The organism is Bradyrhizobium sp. 154 (genome assembly GCF_023073875.1).
Classification (GTDB): domain Bacteria; phylum Pseudomonadota; class Alphaproteobacteria; order Rhizobiales; family Xanthobacteraceae; genus Bradyrhizobium.
Genome location: NZ_JADPKG010000113.1, coordinates 212344 through 230196 on the forward strand (window position 1 = coordinate 212344; position 17853 = coordinate 230196).

14 protein-coding genes, 1 other RNA gene and 1 pseudogene are annotated in these 17853 nt (G+C 65.8%); 12 read left to right on the plus strand and 4 right to left on the minus strand.

Annotated elements, in window-relative coordinates:
- The first annotated feature begins 594 nt into the window (after window positions 1-594).
- Together IVA92_RS29290 and IVA92_RS29295 are read left to right on the plus strand one after the other, a co-directional pair.
- Entirely contained in the window at window positions 595-2394 is a 1800-nt protein-coding gene (locus tag IVA92_RS29290; RefSeq protein ID WP_247278451.1) for an ABC transporter ATP-binding protein, read from the plus strand.
- A 53-nt stretch (window positions 2395-2447) separates the two neighbouring features.
- Window positions 2448-3853 (plus strand): annotated as a pseudogene (locus IVA92_RS29295) (MATE family efflux transporter).
- Between the two features lie 48 nt (window positions 3854-3901).
- Here the strand turns inward: IVA92_RS29295 and IVA92_RS29300 are convergent.
- A complete protein-coding gene (locus IVA92_RS29300; protein ID WP_247278452.1) occupies window positions 3902-4645 on the minus strand; it encodes a sulfite exporter TauE/SafE family protein in 744 nt (247 codons plus the stop codon).
- 230 nt (window positions 4646-4875) lie between these two features.
- On the opposite strand from IVA92_RS29300, the gene IVA92_RS29305 reads away from it, so the two are divergent.
- Window positions 4876-5148: a hypothetical protein gene (locus IVA92_RS29305; protein WP_247278453.1), complete on the plus strand. Its 273-nt coding sequence runs from the start codon at window positions 4876-4878 to the stop codon at window positions 5146-5148.
- A 7-nt stretch (window positions 5149-5155) separates the two neighbouring features.
- Here IVA92_RS29305 and IVA92_RS29310 read toward each other — a convergent pair whose 3' ends face one another.
- Window positions 5156-6526, minus strand: coding sequence for a PLP-dependent aminotransferase family protein (locus IVA92_RS29310; protein ID WP_247278454.1), 1371 nt, complete (start codon window positions 6524-6526; stop codon window positions 5156-5158).
- Window positions 6527-6605: 79 nt separating this feature from the next.
- Between IVA92_RS29310 and IVA92_RS29315 the strand changes: the two genes are divergently transcribed.
- Both IVA92_RS29315 and IVA92_RS29320 read left to right on the plus strand, forming a co-directional pair.
- A complete protein-coding gene (locus IVA92_RS29315; RefSeq protein ID WP_247278455.1) occupies window positions 6606-7034 on the plus strand; it encodes a DUF983 domain-containing protein in 429 nt (142 codons plus the stop codon).
- A 74-nt stretch (window positions 7035-7108) separates the two neighbouring features.
- Entirely contained in the window at window positions 7109-7822 is a 714-nt protein-coding gene (locus IVA92_RS29320; protein ID WP_247278456.1) for an alpha/beta hydrolase, read from the plus strand.
- Window positions 7823-7985: 163 nt separating this feature from the next.
- Here IVA92_RS29320 and rnpB read toward each other — a convergent pair.
- Window positions 7986-8416: RNase P RNA component class A (rnpB, locus tag IVA92_RS29325), an RNA gene on the minus strand.
- A 149-nt stretch (window positions 8417-8565) separates the two neighbouring features.
- Here rnpB and IVA92_RS29330 point away from each other — a divergent pair.
- Window positions 8566-8919, plus strand: coding sequence for a YciI family protein (locus IVA92_RS29330; protein ID WP_247278457.1), 354 nt, complete (start codon window positions 8566-8568; stop codon window positions 8917-8919).
- Between the two features lie 132 nt (window positions 8920-9051).
- A complete protein-coding gene (locus IVA92_RS29335) occupies window positions 9052-10287 on the plus strand; it encodes an RNA polymerase sigma factor (protein ID WP_247278606.1) in 1236 nt (411 codons plus the stop codon).
- A gap of 92 nt (window positions 10288-10379) precedes the next feature.
- Here IVA92_RS29335 and IVA92_RS29340 read toward each other — a convergent pair whose 3' ends face one another.
- The gene (locus IVA92_RS29340; RefSeq protein WP_247278607.1) at window positions 10380-11243 is read right to left on the minus strand and encodes an N-acetylmuramoyl-L-alanine amidase; all 864 of its coding nucleotides are present in this window, start codon (window positions 11241-11243) and stop codon (window positions 10380-10382) included.
- Window positions 11244-11687: 444 nt separating this feature from the next.
- On the opposite strand from IVA92_RS29340, the gene rsmH reads away from it, so the two are divergent.
- The 5 genes from rsmH to murF all read left to right on the plus strand — a co-directional run bounded on the left by rsmH (window position 11688) and on the right by murF (window position 17741).
- Entirely contained in the window at window positions 11688-12677 is a 990-nt protein-coding gene (gene rsmH, locus IVA92_RS29345) for a 16S rRNA (cytosine(1402)-N(4))-methyltransferase RsmH (RefSeq protein ID WP_247278458.1), read from the plus strand.
- Window positions 12678-12680: 3 nt separating this feature from the next.
- The gene (locus IVA92_RS29350; protein ID WP_247278459.1) at window positions 12681-13073 is read left to right on the plus strand and encodes a hypothetical protein; all 393 of its coding nucleotides are present in this window, start codon (window positions 12681-12683) and stop codon (window positions 13071-13073) included.
- Window positions 13070-14824: a penicillin-binding protein 2 gene (locus IVA92_RS29355; RefSeq protein ID WP_247278460.1), complete on the plus strand. Its 1755-nt coding sequence runs from the start codon at window positions 13070-13072 to the stop codon at window positions 14822-14824. The genes IVA92_RS29350 and IVA92_RS29355 overlap by 4 nt, the downstream gene beginning before the upstream one ends.
- Window positions 14825-14907: 83 nt before the next feature.
- On the plus strand, window positions 14908-16365 hold the full coding sequence (locus IVA92_RS29360; RefSeq protein ID WP_247278461.1) for a UDP-N-acetylmuramoyl-L-alanyl-D-glutamate--2,6-diaminopimelate ligase: 1458 nt from the start codon (window positions 14908-14910) through the stop codon (window positions 16363-16365).
- Window positions 16362-17741, plus strand: a complete 1380-nt coding sequence (murF, locus tag IVA92_RS29365; protein ID WP_247278462.1) for a UDP-N-acetylmuramoyl-tripeptide--D-alanyl-D-alanine ligase — start codon at window positions 16362-16364, stop codon at window positions 17739-17741. The genes IVA92_RS29360 and murF overlap by 4 nt, the downstream gene beginning before the upstream one ends.
- The last annotated feature ends 112 nt before the right edge of the window (window positions 17742-17853 follow it).

Sequence of the window (17853 nt, forward strand, 5' to 3'; positions counted from 1 at the left end):
ATTGACGCAACTCCGCGTGTTCGGTGTCATCGCCGGCTTGCCGTCTTCGCTGAAGCTTCGCCGGCCCAACACCGAATGCCCGGCGAAGCCGTTGGCGGAGCCGGGACCGGACGATCCAGTATTCCAGAGGCAGGCGGTTGCAGAGCTCGCTCTCGCACCACATTCGCCGCGGCGTACTGGATGCCCCGTCAAGCCGGGGCATGACGGCGAAGATTGGGGTGGCAGCGCGCAACCAGCGATGCGGACGGCGTCGCGTACCAAATTGCAACACTCGTGCGTGATCTCGCGCGAGCCCCGTTGCAAAGCGCTTGCGACACATCTATAAAGCGCACCTCATTCAATCGAGCCGGGAGGGATTTGCATGACTTCGACGCATTCGCAGATCGCACGCCCGCGCTCGATGTTCTGGCTCGGTATGTGCTTGGCCTCGTAGAGGCCCTTTCCGCCAGCTTCGATTGGGCCAAGGTTTCGACCAAGCGCCCCGATCGCTCCGCTTCCCAAGTCAAAGTCAGTTTTGAGTGACGCCGTCTCGGCCCTCGTGGCCGGTCTGTGTCCATCGATGGAGCCGGCCCGCGCGTGCGGCCGGATGATGTCATGACCGCTCTGTCTAAAAAGCCCGCCGCAATTCGCGTGGTGCTGCCCTTCGTGTTCCGCCACTGGCTGAAGCAGCCGGGGCGCGGCCTCGTTGTGGCCGGCGGCGTCTTGGGCGCGACTCTCGCCGACCTGTTCATGCCGGTGTTCTCAGGGCATCTGGTCGATGCGCTGACGCGCGGCCCGTCCGACCCGGACGCGCGCCACGCGGCGCTCACGGCGTTCGGCGCCATCGTGGCGCTGGGCGCGGCCTCGATGGTGTTGCGGCTCGTCGGCCTCCAGGCGATCGTGCCGTTCACGCTGACGACCATGTCCGACGTCGCGCAGGACGCGTTCACGCGCGTGCAGCGCTTCTCGACCGACTGGCACGCGAACTCCTTTGCCGGCTCCACGGTGCGCAAGATCACCCGCGGCATGTGGGCGCTCGACCTGCTCAACGACACCATTCTGCTCGCGCTTCTGCCTTCGCTGGTCGTGCTGATCGGGTCGATGGTCCTGCTCGGCGTGCACTGGGCCTCGCTCGGCCTGGTGATCGCGCTCGGGGCGGTCGTCTACGTCACCATCACGGTGGTGTTCTCGACCCGCTACATCGCGCCGGCAGCCCGCGTCTCCAATGCCTGGGACACCAAGGTCGGAGGCACGCTGGCGGACGCGCTGACCTGCAACGCCGTGGTGAAGTCGTTCGGTGCCGAAGCGCGCGAGGATGCGCGGCTCGCGCGCGTCATCAACCGTTGGCGCGTGCGCGTGCGGCGGACCTGGTTTCGCTACAATTACACGGCGATGTCGCAGCTTTCCTTGCTGCTGTGCCTGCGCGCCTCCGTGATCGGCGGCTCGGTGCTGCTGTGGATGTCAGGTCATGCCTCGCCCGGCGACGTCACGTATGTGCTGACGAGCTATTACGTCATCCACGCTTATTTGCGCGACGTCGGCATGCACATAAACAATCTCCAGCGCTCGGTCAACGACATGGACGAGCTGGTGGCGATCCACGACGAGCCGATCGGCATTGCGGATGCTTCCGATGCGCGTCCGATCGCGATCGAGGGCGGCGAGATCGTGTTCGACGACGTCACGTTCCATTATGGCGGCCACCGCGCGCCGCTCTATGACGGGCTGTCGGTGACGATCCGCGCCGGCGAGCGTGTCGGCCTCGTCGGCCGCTCCGGCTCCGGCAAGACGACCTTCGTCAAGCTGGTGCAGCGGCTTTACGACGTCACCAGTGGCTGCGTGCTGATCGACGGGCAGGACATCGCGCGCGCCACGCAGCAATCGCTGCGCAGCCAGATCGCGATCGTGCAGCAGGAGCCGATCCTGTTCCACCGCTCGCTCGCCGAAAACATCGCCTATGGCCGGCCGGGCGCCAGCCTGGAGGCGATCGAGCAGGCGGCGCGGCTTGCGAACGCGCACGACTTCATTCTGCGCCTGCCCAAGGGCTACGGCACGCTGGTCGGCGAGCGCGGCGTGAAGTTGTCGGGCGGCGAGCGGCAGCGCGTGGCGCTGGCGCGCGCCTTCCTGGCGGATGCGCCGGTGCTGATCCTGGACGAGGCGACCTCGAGCCTCGATTCGGAGTCGGAGGCGCTGATCCAAGAGGCGATGGAGCGGCTGATGAAAGGCCGCACCTCGATCGTGATTGCGCACCGGCTGTCCACCGTGAAGAGCCTCGATCGCATCCTGGTGTTCGATCGCGGCGAGATTGTCGAGCAGGGCACGCATGCCGTGCTCGCGGGCAAGCGAGGGGGCATCTATCGCGGCCTGTTCGAACGGCAGGTGGTGGAGCTCGGACGTATCGCAGCAGCGGAATGAGGCGCGCGGCGGCGGGGCGAAGTCCCGACGCCACGCCGCCGGAGGTGAATGACATGAAAGACCTGACGAACGGCCCCATCGTGAGACACATCCTGGCCATGGCACCGCCGATCATGGTGGGCATGATCACGATTATGGTCTGCCAGCTGGTCGATCTCTACTTCGTCTCGGGATTGGGCGATGCTGCCGTCGCGGGTGTCGCCACGGCCGGCAATGCCGGATTTCTCGTCAACGCGTTGATGCAGGTGCTCGGCGTCGGCACGGTGGCGCTGATCGCGCACGCCGTGGGACGCAAGGATCGGCAGGATGCCAATCTGATCTTCAACCAGGCGATCGCGCTGTCGGTGCTGTTCGGCCTGCTGACCCTGGCCGCGGGCGCAGCTTTGTCGCGTCTCTACATGCGTTCGATCGCCGCGGATCAGCCCACGATCGAGGCGGGGACCATCTATCTATTGTGGTTCATGCCCGCGCTCGCGCTGCAGTTTGCCACTCAGGTGATGGCGTCTGCGCTGCGCGCGACCGGCATTGTCCGTCCCGCCATGCTGGTGCAGGCGCTCGCGGTGGTCATCAACATCGCGCTGGCGCCGGTGCTGATCGCAGGCTGGGGCACGGGCTATCCGCTCGGCGTTGCCGGCGCCGGGCTGGCGAGCTCGATCGCGGTAGCGATCGGCGTTCTGATGCTGCTCGCGTACTTCCGCCAGGTCGAGCGCTACGTCGCGTTCAACGCGGCGCAGTGGCGCCCGCAGCCGCGCCATTTGAAGCGCATTCTCAATGTCGGTCTGCCGGCCGGCGGCGAGTTCGCGATGATGTTCATCTTCATGGCCGTGGTCTATTACGTGCTGCGCGATTTCGGTGCGGCGGCGCAGGCGGGATTCGGCATCGGGCAGCGGGTGCTCGGCCTGATCCAGATGCCGGCGCTTGCGGTCGCACTCGCGGCCGGGCCGATCGCCGGCCAGAACGTCGGCGCCGCAAACGGCGCGCGCGTGCGGGAGACCTTCGTCAAGGCGGCGCTAATCACCACAGCCGTGATGATCGGCTTCATGATCCTTGCGCAAGCGAAGCCGGAGTTGCTGCTCGCCGGATCTCCAACGACCGGGAGACGATGGAGATCGCCTTCCTGTTCCTGCGGATCATCTCGCTCAACATGGTGGCGCACGGCCTGATCTTCACCTGCTCGAGCATGTTCCAGGGCCTCGGCAATACCAAGCCGGTGCTCTTGAGCTCGGCGACGCGCGTGTTCACCTATTCCTTGCCGGCAATCTGGCTGTCAACGCGGCCCGGCTTCCGCATGGAGCACGTGTGGTACTTGTCGATCGCAGCGACGACGCTCCAGGCTGCGCTGAGCTTGTGGTTGTTACGCCGCGAGTTCGAAAGGCGCCTGGCGCCGCTCCGGCAGGTCGGGGCTCCTGGGCAGGTCGAAGCTGACTCTCTTGCACCTCCCGCGCGTGCGCCTGCGTAGCGGCAGTCACCTCCCCAGCGGCGCCGGATAATTTGCGGCGCCGTGGGGCTAATATGCACCAACACTGTTCGAGACGAGGCCGAGGCCGGACAGGAACAGAAGGCCGAGCACGACATCGCCAAAATGCTTGTCGCTCAACGCGTGATAGACGCGTGCGCCGGCCCATGCGCCGATCAGCGTGCCCGGAAAGGCGACCAGCGCGAGCCAGACCACCTTGAAAGCGACGAGGCCCGACGCGGTCTGCAACGCCAGCGCGGTCGCGAGCACCGTGAAATTGAAGAGCTGGAAGATGCCGCGCCGCTCGTGCTTGTTCCAGCCGCGGATGTTGGCCCACAGGATCGGCAGCGGCCCCGACAATCCGGCGAGGCCGCCAAGAATGCCGCCGGCAAAGCCGATCGCGCCGTCTGCGATCCTGCCGCCGAATTTGATCGCGAGCGACCTCTTGTTCAGATACAGCGCGCTCGAGAAGATCAGAAGCAGCACACCGACGCTCAGCTTGAAAACTTTTGGGTCGGCCGAGGCGACCATCATCGTTCCCAGCGGCACGCCGACCAGCCCGCCGATCAGGAACGGCCAGACCAGCGAGAGGTCAAAACTCTTCCACATCGACGGCAGCGTCGAGGTCTGGGCGATTACCGAGCAGATCAGCACCAACGGCACCGCAAGCGATGGCGGCAGGACGTAGAGCCAGATGCCGAGCGCCATCAGCGCCGTGCCGAAGCCGGCCAGTCCCGAGACGAAGCCGCCGGCCAGCGCGCCGAACAACAGCAGGACGTAGGTGAGCGTTTCCAACGGATCATCCTTGTTGCAATGGCGATCCCGAACTGTTGATCACCAGCGCCCGCATAGCACGCTTGCTGCCGTGCCGGTCAATCCGTGCTGCACGCAAGCGTGATCTACGGGGTTCGGGCTTTCGCGAAAGACACGCCTACATGACGGTCGTACTTCAGTACTTCAATCCTGCGGCCCGTCCGACGCCATCGTGCGCTCCGTTCGGTCAGTCCCGCACAAGATGATGGAGAATGACGGTGACCCGCATGAACATTGCCGTTGCGGCCGCGCTGATGTCGGCGGCGGCCTTGATGCCGACAATAGCGCAGGCGCAGCTTTCCGAACCTGCGGCCTATCAGGCCGCCCATCCCGACCGCGACGTGCTGAATGGCGGACAGCTCACGCCGGCAGCGCGCGCCGCGCTCGGCCAGCAGGGCATCCCGCGCGACGCCTATGCATCGCAGGCCTATCCGTCACCCGCTGTGCCTGCGCTTCGCGCGCGCCATCGCCGTCAGCATCGATAGGTTTTCGCTAGACGATCTGCCTGGTGTCGGCCGGCTTGTGCAGCGCGCTGACCAGGATGCGCAGCGCCTCGGTCAATTCCGCCCTGTTGCGCGCTGCGCCCAGCGAGACTCGCGCCGCATGCGGCGGCATCCCATCGACGGTGAAGGCTTCGCCGGCGACCAGTGCGAGTCCATTCCGCAAGAGATGCCCCGCGACATCGGACCGGCCCTCCGGCAGCCTCAGCCAGAGATGATGGGCGGCGGGCCTGGCCAGGAACTGAAATCCTTTCAGCGCGCGCTGCGCGAGCTGCTGGCGGCCAACCGCTTCGTTGCGGATGGCGGCGATGATGCGATCGGCAATGCCGGTCTCGATCCAATGCGTCACCAGCGCCACCATCAGCGGTGCCGGCATCTGCACGGTGGCCTGCAAATGGCTGCGCATCGTCTGCTGTGCATCGTTGTCGGGCGTCAGCAGATAGGCGACGCGAAGCGCCGGCGCGATGCATTTTGACAGCGTGGTGGCGAGATAGGTCCGTTCGGGAATGAGGTTCGCGATCGGCGATGCCGAACGGTCGAGCAGCCCGTAGGCGTCGTCCTCGATCAGTGTCGTACCGGCATCGCAGATGATCTTTGCGATCGCGCTGCGCCGCTCGGGGGATAGCGTCGCCGTGGTCGGATTGTGCAGCGTCGGAATGAGATAGACGGCTTTCGGCCTGTGGGTGCGGCAAGCGTCTGCCAGCGCGTCGGGCAGGATCCCGCCGTCATCCATGGCGACGCCGACGAGCTTGATACCAAGCCGCGCCGCGGCGGCCTTGATGCCGGGAAAGGTGAGCGCTTCGGTCAGAACGATGTCGCCGGGCCGTGCGAGATGGCTGAGCAGGTTGAACAGGATCGTCTGCGCGCCGGGAAAGATCACGAGCTTGTCGGCATGCGCATGCGCAACGCGGGCGCGCATCCAGCGTGCCGCAACCTCGCGCTCATGTGCGCTGCCGCCGGGCGGCTGGTAGTTGAGATGCGCCGTCAGGCCCGATTGCGCGCGGATGGCTCCCATTCCGGCGATGATGCGCTCGTCGAGCTGTGCCTCCAGCGGCTGTGGCGGCACGTTCATCGAGAGGTCGATCGCGACTGGGTGGGGCAGGTCGACCGCGCGGCGCGCGCTGGTCTCCGACACGAACGAGCCCTGTCCGACCCGGGCCTCCATGATGCCGCGGCGCCGCGCCTCGGTGTAGGCGCGCGTCACCGTGGTGAGGTCGATGCCGAGCGCTTTTGCGAGCGCGCGCTGTGTCGGCAATTGCTGGCCGCGCACCAGTCGGCCCGCGGCGATGTCGGCCTCCATGGCCTCGACGATACGCTGGTAGCGCGGGCCGGAAAGCTCGGAGATTGTCGGGGTCCAATCCATGCAATTTGGCTCCATATCCTTTGAATGTATGGATGCAATACATTATTGTATGGATCGTGGAAAAGGAAGAGGTGTGGTCATGGCGACGGTCTCTCTGGCGAAGGCGATGTGGCGCGGTTTCACCGGCAAATGTCCGAATTGCGGGGAAGGGCACATGTTCGGCCGCTTCCTGAAAGTGGCTGACGCTTGCGATCATTGCGGCGAGGAGCTGTTGCACCAGCGCGCAGACGACTTTCCGGCCTATCTCGTGATGGTCGTGGTCGGTCATCTCGTGGTGCCGGCGATCCTTGCGGTTGAGACCGCCTATGCGCCGCCGGAGTGGCTGCAACTCGCGGTGTGGCTGCCGGTGACGCTGTTCGCGTCGCTCGCATTACTGCAACCGACCAAGGGGGCCATCGTCGGGCTGCAATGGCAACTCGGCATGCACGGTTTCGAGGCGAAGAAGCTGCGGCGCGAAGGCAATGCGCTTGCACCGGTGTTGGTGAGGGCGGACACGCGCGGGGCCTAAAGCGGCCGCAGCGTTTTACATCGCGCGTTCGGCCGTTACACTCCGTCGGACAAACAAGAACGATGGAAACGCCGATGTCCGCACGCTCGAAGACTTTTCTGCTCTGTCATGGCGCATGGTCCGGTGGCTGGGCCTGGAAGAACATGCACCCGCTGATGGCGCAGGCCGGCCACCGGCTGGTCGCGCCGACCTACACGGGTCTCGGCGAGCGCGCGCATCTGGCAAGTCGTTCGATCGATCTCGACACGCATATCCAGGACATCCTTAACGTCATCGCTTTCGAGGACCTCAGCGACATCGTTCTGCTCGGCCACAGCTATGGCGGCATGGTCGCCACCGGCGTCGCCGACCGCGCACGCGAGCGCGTGACACAATTGATCTATCTCGATGCCTTCGTGCCCCGTGACGGCCAGTCGCTGTTCGACCTCAACGAAGGCGGGCGCGAGCCGATGCGAAGGGCGGCCGCCGGCGGTGACGGCTACCGCATCCCGCCAAACCCACCGCCGCCTGACACGCCGCAGGCCGATCTCGACTGGCTCAATGCGCGCCGCGTCCCAATGCCGATCAAGTGCTTCGAGGCGCGGCTGAAGCTCGCGCACGGCGATGCGACAGTGCCGCGCAGCTACATTTATTGCACGCGCATTCCGCCCGGCGATGTATTCGGGCAGTTTGCGAGGCGTACCAAGAGCGAGGATGGCTGGCGCTATGTCGAGCTCGACGCCAGCCACGCGCCGAATGTGACTGCACCGGAGGCGCTGATGGCGGTGTTGCAAGAGATCGTCGGTTAGTGTCTTCGTCATTCCGGGGCTCGCGAAGCGAGAGCCCGGAATCCATCGATCGCCTGAATTTGCTGCCCGATGGATTCCGGGCTCGATGCTGCGCATCGCCCCGGAATGACACCTCTAAAATGGTGAGGGGCTCGGCGCATTCACGCCGAACCCCTCGTTGCAAGATATCAGCCGGCCTGTAAGCCGGGTTCTGTAAGGCACCGCCCGCTTGCGCGAACGGTACGTGACGGCCATTCCTCTGGGGTCATGTTTGCACATGGCCTCGAGCAACCTACCCGGACGGCGGGCCTGACATTGCCCCGCGGCGTTATCGCTTGCGCGAACGGCCCGCTGTGCCGTCCCTATTCGGTTTTGCTCCCGGTGGGGTTTGCCATGCCGGCTCCGTTGCCGGATCCGCGGTGCGCTCTTACCGCACCTTTTCACCCTTACCTCGCCGAAGCCCCGAAGGGGCGAAGGCGGGCGGTTCGTTCTCTGTGGCACTTTCCCTGGGGTTACCCCCGCCGGACGTTATCCGGCACCGCATGTCAAGGGAGCCCGGACTTTCCTCCCCGGCGGCCTTTCGGCCCCTGCCGGAGCGGCCGTCCGGCCGACTGACGGCTTACGCATGGAGCATTTGTGACGGTTCCGTCAAGCCGATATCGCCGCGCGTGCGGGCTTCAAATAATTTATCCTGAAGATGTCGTTTGGTGCGTGCCCCGTTCGACTGGATGTCGGCAACACAGCCGAACCACAGGAGTAAAGCAATGCAGTATCTGCTGATGATCTACCAGAACGAGGTCGAGTACGCCAAGAACGATGCGGCGACCAGCCAGAAGATGCTGGCGGAATATCAGGCCTTCACGCAATCCATCATCCAGAGCGGCAACTTCAAGGCCGGCGACCGCTTGCAGCCGACGACGACGGCGACGACCGTGCGCGTGCGCGATGGCAAAACGCTGACGACTGACGGCCCGTTCGCGGAGACGCGCGAGCAGCTCGGCGGTTACTATCTGGTCGAAGCCAAGGATTTGAATGCCGCGATCGAGATTGCGGCGCGGATTCCCTCCGCGCGCATCGGATCGATCGAGGTGCGGCCGATCTGGGACTATGACAAGTGAATGATCGCACCCTCGTCGTTCCGGGATGCGCCGCAAGGCGCAGGCCCGGAATCCATGACCACGATCCGGATTATGGATTCCGGGCTCGTCGCTGGCGCAACGCCCCGCAATGACGTTGGAGGTGGTGATCGCATGACCCCTTCCGAGATCGAAGCCATCTTTCGTGACGAGGCGGGGCGGGCGCTGGCCACGCTGATCCGCCTCGTCGGCGATTTCGATCTCGCTGAGGATGCGCTCCAGGATGCCTTTGCCGTCGCGCTGGAACGCTGGCCGGCATGCGAGATCCCCGACAATCCGCGCGCCTGGCTGGTCAATGTCGCGCGCAACAAGGCGATCGACCGCATTCGCCGTCAGGCCGTCTTTCGCGGCAAGCAGCAAGCGCTGGTGCATGAGCTCGAGCTGAATGCGCAAGCGCCTGACGAGCCGCCGGCCATGCTCGACGACGACATGCTCAGGTTGATCTTCACCTGCTGCCATCCCGCGTTCGCAGCCGAAGTCCAGGTTGCGCTGACGCTACGCACCGTCTGCGGGCTCTCCACCGCGCAGGTCGCGCGCGCCTTTCTCGTCAGCGAGGAGGCAATGGCGCAGCGGCTCGTTCGCGCCAAGCAGAAGATCCGCCTTGCCGGTATTCCTTACGAAGTGCCCGAGCGCGACGCGCTGGCGCTGCGGCTCGACGGCGTGCTCGCCGTGATCTATCTCGTCTTCACCGAAGGCTACGTCGCGACGTCGGGTGCGGACCTGATGCGGCCCAATTTCGCCGCCGAGGCCATCCGGCTTGGCCGCCTGCTGGACCGGTTGATGCCCGATCGCGCCGGCACGAAGGGCGTGCTGGCCTTGATGCTGCTGCACGACGCGCGCCGCGCCGGGCGCGAGACAGCGGCCGGCGATATTGTGCTGCTCGAAGAGCAGGATCGCGGGCTGTGGGACCGCGCGCAGATCGAGGTAGGCCTGCGGTTGGTGGATGACGCCCTGCGCGTGCCGGGCCGGCCGCATCCCTATGCCGTGCAAGCCGCGATCGCGGCGTTGCATGCTCGCGCGACCAGCTTTGCGCAGACCGATTGGCCGCAGATTGCGGGGCTCTATGAGGTCCTGCTGCGCGTCAACCCGTCACCGGTGATCGAGCTGAACCATGCCGCGGCGGTGTCGATGGTCGATGGTCCTTCACGTGCGCTCGCTCTCGTCGATGCGATCACCGCCCGCGGCGGGCTCGCTGGCTACGAGCTGTTGCCCGCCGTACGCGCGGATCTGTTGCGGCGGCTTGGCCGCAAGGACGAGGCGCGCGAAGCTTATCGCGCGGCGACGGAGGCGACGCAGCTGGAGCCGCTGCGGCGGCTGTACGCGCGAAGGATCAAGGAGATGGGTAACTAGCACCGTCGTTCCGGGGCGATGCGAAGCATCGAACCCGGAATCTCGAGATTTTGGGTCCGCACGTCGTGCGCCCCGGAATGACGGCTATGCCATCACTTCGACGCGACCGCCGTCCCTTCCGCGGGCAAGCTCGCCAGCAGCGCCTGCAATGTCGACAGCGTCGAATGATCGGCGATACCATCCAGCCGCGCCGGGCGGAAGTGGCGCTGGAAGGCGGTGACGACTTCCATTGTCGCGGCGTCGTATTTGCCGGTCAGCGGCACGCCATAGCCGTACCGGGCGAGCGCCTGCTGCATGCTCAGCACGGCGTCGCTGATGGTGCCAAGCATCAGGCTCTCGCCGCGCACGACCGGGGCGGGCGTCACCCAATGGCCAACGCCGGAATTGGCCAGCGAATGCCACGGAAATTTTTCGCCGGGATCCTTCTTGCGCGCGGGTGCGACGTCGGAATGGCCAAGCACCCGGTGCGGCGGCACCTTGCGGCGGAGCATGATGCCGCGGCATAGCGCGATCACGGCGGCGATCTGGCGCAGCGGATACTCCGGATAGCCCCAGTCATGGCCGCGATTGATGATCTCGATGCCGATCGAGCAGGAGTTGATGTCATCCTCGCCGGCCCAGGACGAGACGCCGGCGTGCCAGGCGCGCCTGGCCTCGGGCACGCATTGCACGATGCGGCCGTCCTCCAGCACGACGTAGTGCGCCGACACGTCGGTCCCCGCCGTGCACAGCCGCGCCAGCGCGCCCTCGACATCGGGCATGCCGGTGTAGTGCAGCACGATCATGTCGGGCTGCCGTCCCTTGGCGCGCTCGCCATGGTTCGGCGAGGGGATGATGTCGGAGACGATCGAGGAATCGGGATCGAACGTTCGCATGCCCGCCGCGGCTTTGGGAACCGGGAGAACGCGTTGACGCTTCGAATCAGCTCCAGACGGCGTGGACGAACCGGACGGCATGAACAGCTCGAGTTGGACGAGAGTGTGGGCCAAGCCCTTCTCTTTACTATTCCTTTACCCTTCGGCCGCGCGCAATCGCGCGGCGCGGTTAACGGATGCATTTTGGCGCATGTGTGTGGATGAAGCATCACCACGGCGTCACCTTTTCGACTTGTCGCGAGCCGATCAACGCTTTCTTAACGCTAAGGGCCGTTACTCAGAGATGAAGAGCCGACCCGCGTCCGGAGGCGGCCAAAGCGTATTTTGGCTCGAAATCCCATGGCTGCCCGACAAATTCCACTGGGAACACTGGGTTTGCGGCCCGGGACAGCCGGGCTTGGGAACCGTGCTAGACGAGGGCTTTGTCGTGGAACCGCCGCGACGCAGAATCATTCGAGGCGTCATGGGCTGCTTCGTCCCCAATCTGGCATCGACGCCGGGCTGGGTGTTCGGCAGGCGTGGCGCATGAGCTCGGCTCCGCACATTCCCGTTCTCGGCCGCGAGGCCGTTGACCATCTCGCCCCGCGCGCGGGCGGCATCTATGTCGACGCCACCTTCGGCGCCGGCGGCTACAGCCGTGCCATTCTCGACGTGCCGGGAACCCGGCTCATTGCCATTGACCGTGACCGCACTGCGATCGCTGGCGGTGCCGAACTCGTCGAACGCTCCGCGGGCCGGCTCACGCTGGTCGAAGATCGCTTCTCGAACCTCGCCGAAGTCTGCGCGGGGCAGGGCGTCGAGGCGATCGACGGAGTCGTGATGGATGTCGGCGTGTCCTCGATGCAGCTCGATCAGGCCGGCCGCGGCTTCTCCTTCCGTCTCGACGGACCGCTCGACATGCGGATGGGGCAGACGGGGCCGACCGCGGCAGACGTCGTCGCCCGCGCTTCCGAAGGCGATCTAGCCGACATCATCTATCTCTTCGGCGAAGAGCGGCATTCGCGGCGCATCGCCCGCGCCATCGTGGCAGACCGGCAGGAGACGCCGTTCACGACCACGCGCGCACTCGCTGATCTCGTCGGCAGGGTCGTGCGCTCGAAGCCCGGGGACATTCACCCGGCGACGCGGACGTTCCAGGCGCTGCGCATCTTCGTCAACGAAGAGCTGGAGGAACTTCAGACGGCGCTCGCTGCGGCCGAGCGCGTGCTCGAGCCCGGCGGCCGCCTCGTCGTGGTCTCGTTCCATTCGCTGGAAGACCGCATCGTCAAGAATTTTCTCGCCTCACGTTCCAAGAGCGGCGGCGGTTCGCGGCATCTGCCAGAGGTGGCGCAAGCCGCGCCGAGCTTCCAGCTGCTGACGCGGCGGCCGATCGTCGCCGGTGAGGACGAAGTTGCGCTCAATCCACGTGCGCGCTCCGCAAAGCTGCGCGCCGCCGAGCGTACCTCGGCGCCCGCGCATCATGATGGCGAGCCATCGTCCTGGCCAAGACTCTCCGACGTCATGAGGGGCGGCTAGCGCATGCGCTTCATCCACCTCCTCGTCATCGGCGCGCTGATCTTCGCGGCAGCCCATGTCTACCGGATCAAGATGGACTCCACCGCGCGCACCGAGAAGGTGCTGCGCCTGCATGCGGAGATCCGGGAGCAGCGCGATGCGATCGCCTCGCTGCGCGCTGAATGGGCCAAGCTCGATGCGCCCCTGCGCCTGCAAGGACTGTCCGACCGGCATCTATCGCTGAAGCCGGTCAACGGCACGCAATATGACTCGCTGAAGAACCTGCCGGAGCGCCCGCCGCGGATGTTCAGGCCGGGCGAGCCCGACCCGATCGGAGCGATGCTCAATACTATCGAAGCCGCGAGCGATCCCGACACTGTGACGGGCTCCGTGCCTCAGCCGGAGGACAATCAATGAGCGCTCCGATCCCGGCAAAACCCACAGAAAAGCCCACCGAGCCCTGGCGGCAGCGGCTGATCCGCAGCCTGCTCTACGGGCGCAACGTCGATCGCGCCGCGAAGGCGCGCGCGCGCGTTGGCCTGGCGATGCTCGCCTTCGCCTCGGTCTACGCCCTGATCGGCGGCCGCCTCGTGATGTTCGCGATCGGGGCCGACGCTCACGGTGCCCGCCGCGCCGCGGCGCAGGAGGTGGTCGCAACCGCGCGGCCCGACATCGTCGACCGTAACGGCGCGATCCTGGCAACCGACGTCAAGGCGGCGAGCCTGTTCGGCGAGCCGCGCCGCATCATCGACAAGGACGAGGCGATCGAGCTTCTGACCGCCACCATCCCCGATCTTGACGAGGCCGAGGTGCGCGAGCGCCTGAAGACGCGCAAGGGCTTCGTTTGGCTCAAACGCGAGGTCACGCCGAAGCAGCAGCAGGACATCCACAAGCTCGGCATTCCCGGCATCGGCTTCCTGCGCGAGAACAAGCGCGTCTACCCGACCGGCAACGAGGTCGCCCACCTGATCGGTCTCGTCAATATCGATAACCAGGGCATCGCTGGTCTCGAGAAGTGGCTCGACAACCAGGGGCTCGCCGATCTCCACCGCGCCGGCTTTGCCACCGACCGGCTGCAAAAGCCGATCGAGCTCTCGGTCGATCTGCGCGTCGAGCATGCGCTCCGCGACGAACTGTTGAAGGCCAAGGACAAGTTTCACGCCAAGGCCGCCTCCGGTATCGTCTCCAACGTCAAGACCGGCGAGATCGTGGCGATGGTGTCCCTGCCGGACTTCGATCCCAACAATCCGAAGGAAGCGCACGACCCCGACCGCATCAATCGCCTGACCACCGGCGTCTACGAGATGGGCTCGACCTTCAAGGCGTTCACGCTGGCGATGGCGCTCGATTCCGGCAAGATCAATCTGAACTCGTCGTGGGATGCGCGCGGGAACCTGCACTACGGCAAGTTCACCATCCACGACAGCCACCCGCTCGGGCGCTTCATCAACACCAAGGAAGTGTTCACCTATTCGTCCAACATCGGCGCGGCACGGATCGCGCTTAACCAGGGCGTCGAGGCGCATAAGGCGTTTCTCGCCAAGATGGGCCAGTTGACGCGGCTGCGTACCGAGCTGCCGGAGAGCGCGGCGCCGCTGATCCCGCGCCGCTGGAGTGAGCTGAACACGGTCACGGCTGCGTTCGGCCAGGGCCTCTCGGTGGCGCCGCTCCAGGCGGTGATGGGCATCAATGCATTGGTGAACGGCGGTTACCTCATTCCGCCGACCTTCATGAAGCGCAGCGAAGCCGAAGCGGCGGCGCTGGCCAAGCGCGTGATCAAGCAGGACACCAGCGACAAGATGCGGTATCTGATGCGGCTCAATGCCGAGATCGGTACCGCCAAGACCGCCGACATCAAGGGCTATTACGTCGGCGGCAAGACCGGCACGTCCGAGAAGGTCATCAACGGCCGCTACGCCAAGAAGCGTGTGCTCAACTCGTTCACCGCCATCCTGCCCTGCGACGATCCGAAATATCACGTCCTGATCATGCTCGACGAGCCGCAGGCCATTCCTGAAACGAAGGGTTTCATCACCTCGGGCTGGAACGCGGTGCCGACCGGCGGCAAGGTGATCGAGCGGATCGCGCCGCTTCTGGGCGTCGAGCCCCGGTTCGATCTGCCGCCTGCGGACCGCCTTATTCTTGCAGCATCCAGAACAACCCAGTAATCAACCGGGTAGGCCATTGCCGCTGCTGAGTCGGGCTTTTCCGAAGATTCGGCTTTCCGGCACGGCGTGTCGGCTGGAAGACCATGAAGCTGCGCGAACTGCTAGGCAATGATGTCGTAATTGAGCCCGCTGCCGCGGCGCTCGATGTGACCGGCCTTGCCCTCGACAGCCGGCAGGTCAGGCCGGGCGATCTCTTCTTCGCCCTTGCGGGCAGCAAGACGGACGGTGCGCGCTTCGTCGATGCTGCGGTCGCGGCCGGCGCGGCGGCCGTCGTCGGCGATCATGCGCCTGATGGCCGCAAGGTGCCGTTCGTGACGGTCGCCAACCCCCGTCGTGCGCTGGCGCTGGCGGCGGCAAAATTCTTCCCTGCGCAGCCTTCGACGATTGCCGCGGTCACCGGTACCAGCGGCAAGACCTCGGTTGCGGCGTTCACGCGCCAGATCTGGGAGCGGCTGGGGCATGCCTCCGCCAGCATCGGCACCATCGGTCTCGTCTCGCCCAAGCACACCGTCTACGGCTCGCTGACGACGCCGGATCCGATCGCGCTGCACCGGCAGATCGACGACATCGCGCGCGACGGCGTCACGCATCTCGCCTTCGAGGCGTCCTCGCACGGGCTCGACCAGTACCGCCTCGACGGCGTGCGCGTCTCGGCCGCCGGCTTCACCAATCTCTCGCGCGACCACATGGATTACCATCCGACCGTCGCGCATTACCTTGCGGCCAAGCTCAGGCTGTTCCGCGAGCTGGTCGCCCCTGACGGCGCGGCTGTGATCTCGGCCGATCATGATTGCTCGGCGGACGTCCTCGACGCAGCGAAGGCGCGCGGCCTGCGCGTGATGGCGGTCGGCCGCAATGGGGACGGGGCAAGCGAGGGCATTCGTCTCGCCGGCGCCGAGGTCGAGGGCTTTTCGCAAGCGCTCGCGATCGAGCATCGCGGCAAGTGTTACGCGGTCCGTCTCCCGCTGGTCGGCGAGTTCCAGATCGAGAACGCGCTGGTGTCGGCCGGCCTTGCCATCGGCACAGGCAGCGATGCAGCCGATGTGTTCGCGAGCCTCGAACATCTCGAAGGCGCCAAGGGACGTCTCGAACGGGTCGGCGAGCGCAACGGCGCACCGATCTTCGTCGACTATGCGCACAAGCCCGATGCGCTGGCGAAAGCTTTGCAGGCGCTCCGTCCCTACGCCAGGCGCAAGCTGGTCGTCGTGTTCGGCGCCGGTGGCGATCGCGATGCCGGCAAGCGGCCGATCATGGGCGAAATCGCGGCCGAGAACGCCGACGGCATCATCATCACCGATGACAATCCGCGCAGCGAGAAGCCGGAAGCGATCCGCGCGGCGATCCTCGCCACCGCGAAGGGCGCCCGCGAAATCGGCGACCGCACTGCTGCGATCCGCGCGGCGATCGAGGACTTGCAGGAGGGCGACGCGCTGCTCATCGCCGGCAAGGGCCACGAGACCGGACAGATCGTCGGTGGCGAGGTGCTGCCCTTCAGTGATCACGAGGCGGTCGCCGCCGCATTAGCATCGAGGGTTGCATGAGCGCGCCGATATGGACGGTTGCCGAGGTGGCGCGTGCGCTGGGCGTCGGCGGATCGTTCCCGGATACGCCGATCGATTTCGTCACCCAGGACAGCCGCCTGGTGAAGCCGGGCAGCCTGTTCGTCGCGCTGAGCGGAACACCGAGCGGCGGCTTCGTCTCCGCCTTCGCCAGCGCGCGTGACGGCTGGGAGTTCGCGGACAAGGCGGAAGCTTCCGGAGCGGTCGCGATGATCGTGCCGCACGAGATCGCGGGCATCCGCATTCCCCAGATCGTCGTGAAGGACACATTGATCGACGGCCTCTGGGGCCTCGCGCGCGCCGCACGCACGCGCTTTCGTGGTGCGGTGATCGGGCTGACCGGCAGCGCCGGCAAGACCAGCACCAAGGAGTTTCTGGCCGCTTATCCCAACGCCTATGCCAGCCCCTCGAGCTTCAACAATTTCTGGGGCGTGCCGCTGACGCTGTGCAATGCGAGGCTAGATGCCAGCGTGTGGGTCGTCGAGATGGGCATGAACCAGCCCGGCGAGATCGCGCGGCTCAGCGAGTTGACCCGGCCGACGGTCGCGCTCGTCGTCAATGTCCAGCCGGTGCATCTGGAAAAGCTCGGCTCGCTCGAAGCCATCACGCGCGAAAAGGTGTCGATTGTACGTGGCCTGCCCGAGGACGGCGTGCTGGTGTTGCCCGCCGGGATCAAGGCGCCGGAATGGAAGGGCAAGGTGGTGCGCTTTGGTGAGCATGCCGAGGTGCATGAAGTCGCGCACGCCCCGCACGGCGAGAGCTGGCAGGTCGTGGCCAGGCTCGGCAAGAAGGAGATCGCCTTCAGCCTGACGCCGGGCGCGCCGCACCGCGTGCAGAATGCGTTGGCCGCGCTCGCCGCGATCCGCGCAGCGAACCTCGATGCGGCGACGCTCGCGATCAAGCTCGATCGGGTCGGCATCATGACCGGCCGCGGCGTCGAGCAGGCGGTCGGCGGTATCACCGTGATCGACGACAGTTTCAACGGCAATCCGGCCAGCATCGCAGCTGCGCTGCAAAGCTTGCAGGCGCGCAACGTGACCGGCGGCCGTCGCATTGCGGTGCTCGGCGACATGCTGGAGCTGGGCGCTGACGCGCCAACCTACCACACCGGCCTTGCCAAGCATCTCGAAGGTATCGATGGCGTCTATTGTGTCGGCCCCTTGATGCGCCACCTCTTCGACGTGCTGCCATCAGGCAAGGGCCTCGGCTGGCACGACGATCCCGCCACGCTGAAGCCGGACGAGGTTGCGAGCCTGCTGAAGGCAGGCGACGTCGTGGTTGTCAAGGGCAGCAAGAAGATGTTCTGGGTCAACAAGTTTGTGCCGGGCCTGGTGGCCGCCTTGCAGGCAAAGGCGTAAACTGCTTGGAAGGCGCTGCTCCCGAATCCCGCCCTTTGCGGCGCAAAACCGTCCGTTTTCCCTGAGGTCGCGACCGATCCGATGATGAAAACCAGCGAATGCGCGTGAGCAC

Bases quoted from the DNA above. Each gene is read 5' to 3' on its own strand.
- IVA92_RS29290 (WP_247278451.1), top strand. From the start codon at position 595: ATGACCGCTCTGTCTAAAAAGCCCGCCGCAATTCGCGTGGTGCTGCCC.
- IVA92_RS29305 (WP_247278453.1), top strand. From the start codon at position 4,876: ATGACGGTGACCCGCATGAACATTGCCGTTGCGGCCGCGCTGATGTCG.
- IVA92_RS29310 (WP_247278454.1), bottom strand. From the start codon at position 6,526: ATGGATTGGACCCCGACAATCTCCGAGCTTTCCGGCCCGCGCTACCAG.
- IVA92_RS29315 (WP_247278455.1), top strand. From the start codon at position 6,606: ATGGCGACGGTCTCTCTGGCGAAGGCGATGTGGCGCGGTTTCACCGGC.
- IVA92_RS29320 (WP_247278456.1), top strand. From the start codon at position 7,109: ATGTCCGCACGCTCGAAGACTTTTCTGCTCTGTCATGGCGCATGGTCC.
- IVA92_RS29330 (WP_247278457.1), top strand. From the start codon at position 8,566: ATGCAGTATCTGCTGATGATCTACCAGAACGAGGTCGAGTACGCCAAG.
- IVA92_RS29335 (WP_247278606.1), top strand. From the start codon at position 9,052: ATGACCCCTTCCGAGATCGAAGCCATCTTTCGTGACGAGGCGGGGCGG.
- IVA92_RS29340 (WP_247278607.1), bottom strand. From the start codon at position 11,243: ATGCCGTCCGGTTCGTCCACGCCGTCTGGAGCTGATTCGAAGCGTCAA.
- rsmH (WP_247278458.1), top strand. From the start codon at position 11,688: ATGAGCTCGGCTCCGCACATTCCCGTTCTCGGCCGCGAGGCCGTTGAC.
- IVA92_RS29350 (WP_247278459.1), top strand. From the start codon at position 12,681: ATGCGCTTCATCCACCTCCTCGTCATCGGCGCGCTGATCTTCGCGGCA.
- IVA92_RS29355 (WP_247278460.1), top strand. From the start codon at position 13,070: ATGAGCGCTCCGATCCCGGCAAAACCCACAGAAAAGCCCACCGAGCCC.
- IVA92_RS29360 (WP_247278461.1), top strand. From the start codon at position 14,908: ATGAAGCTGCGCGAACTGCTAGGCAATGATGTCGTAATTGAGCCCGCT.
- murF (WP_247278462.1), top strand. From the start codon at position 16,362: ATGAGCGCGCCGATATGGACGGTTGCCGAGGTGGCGCGTGCGCTGGGC.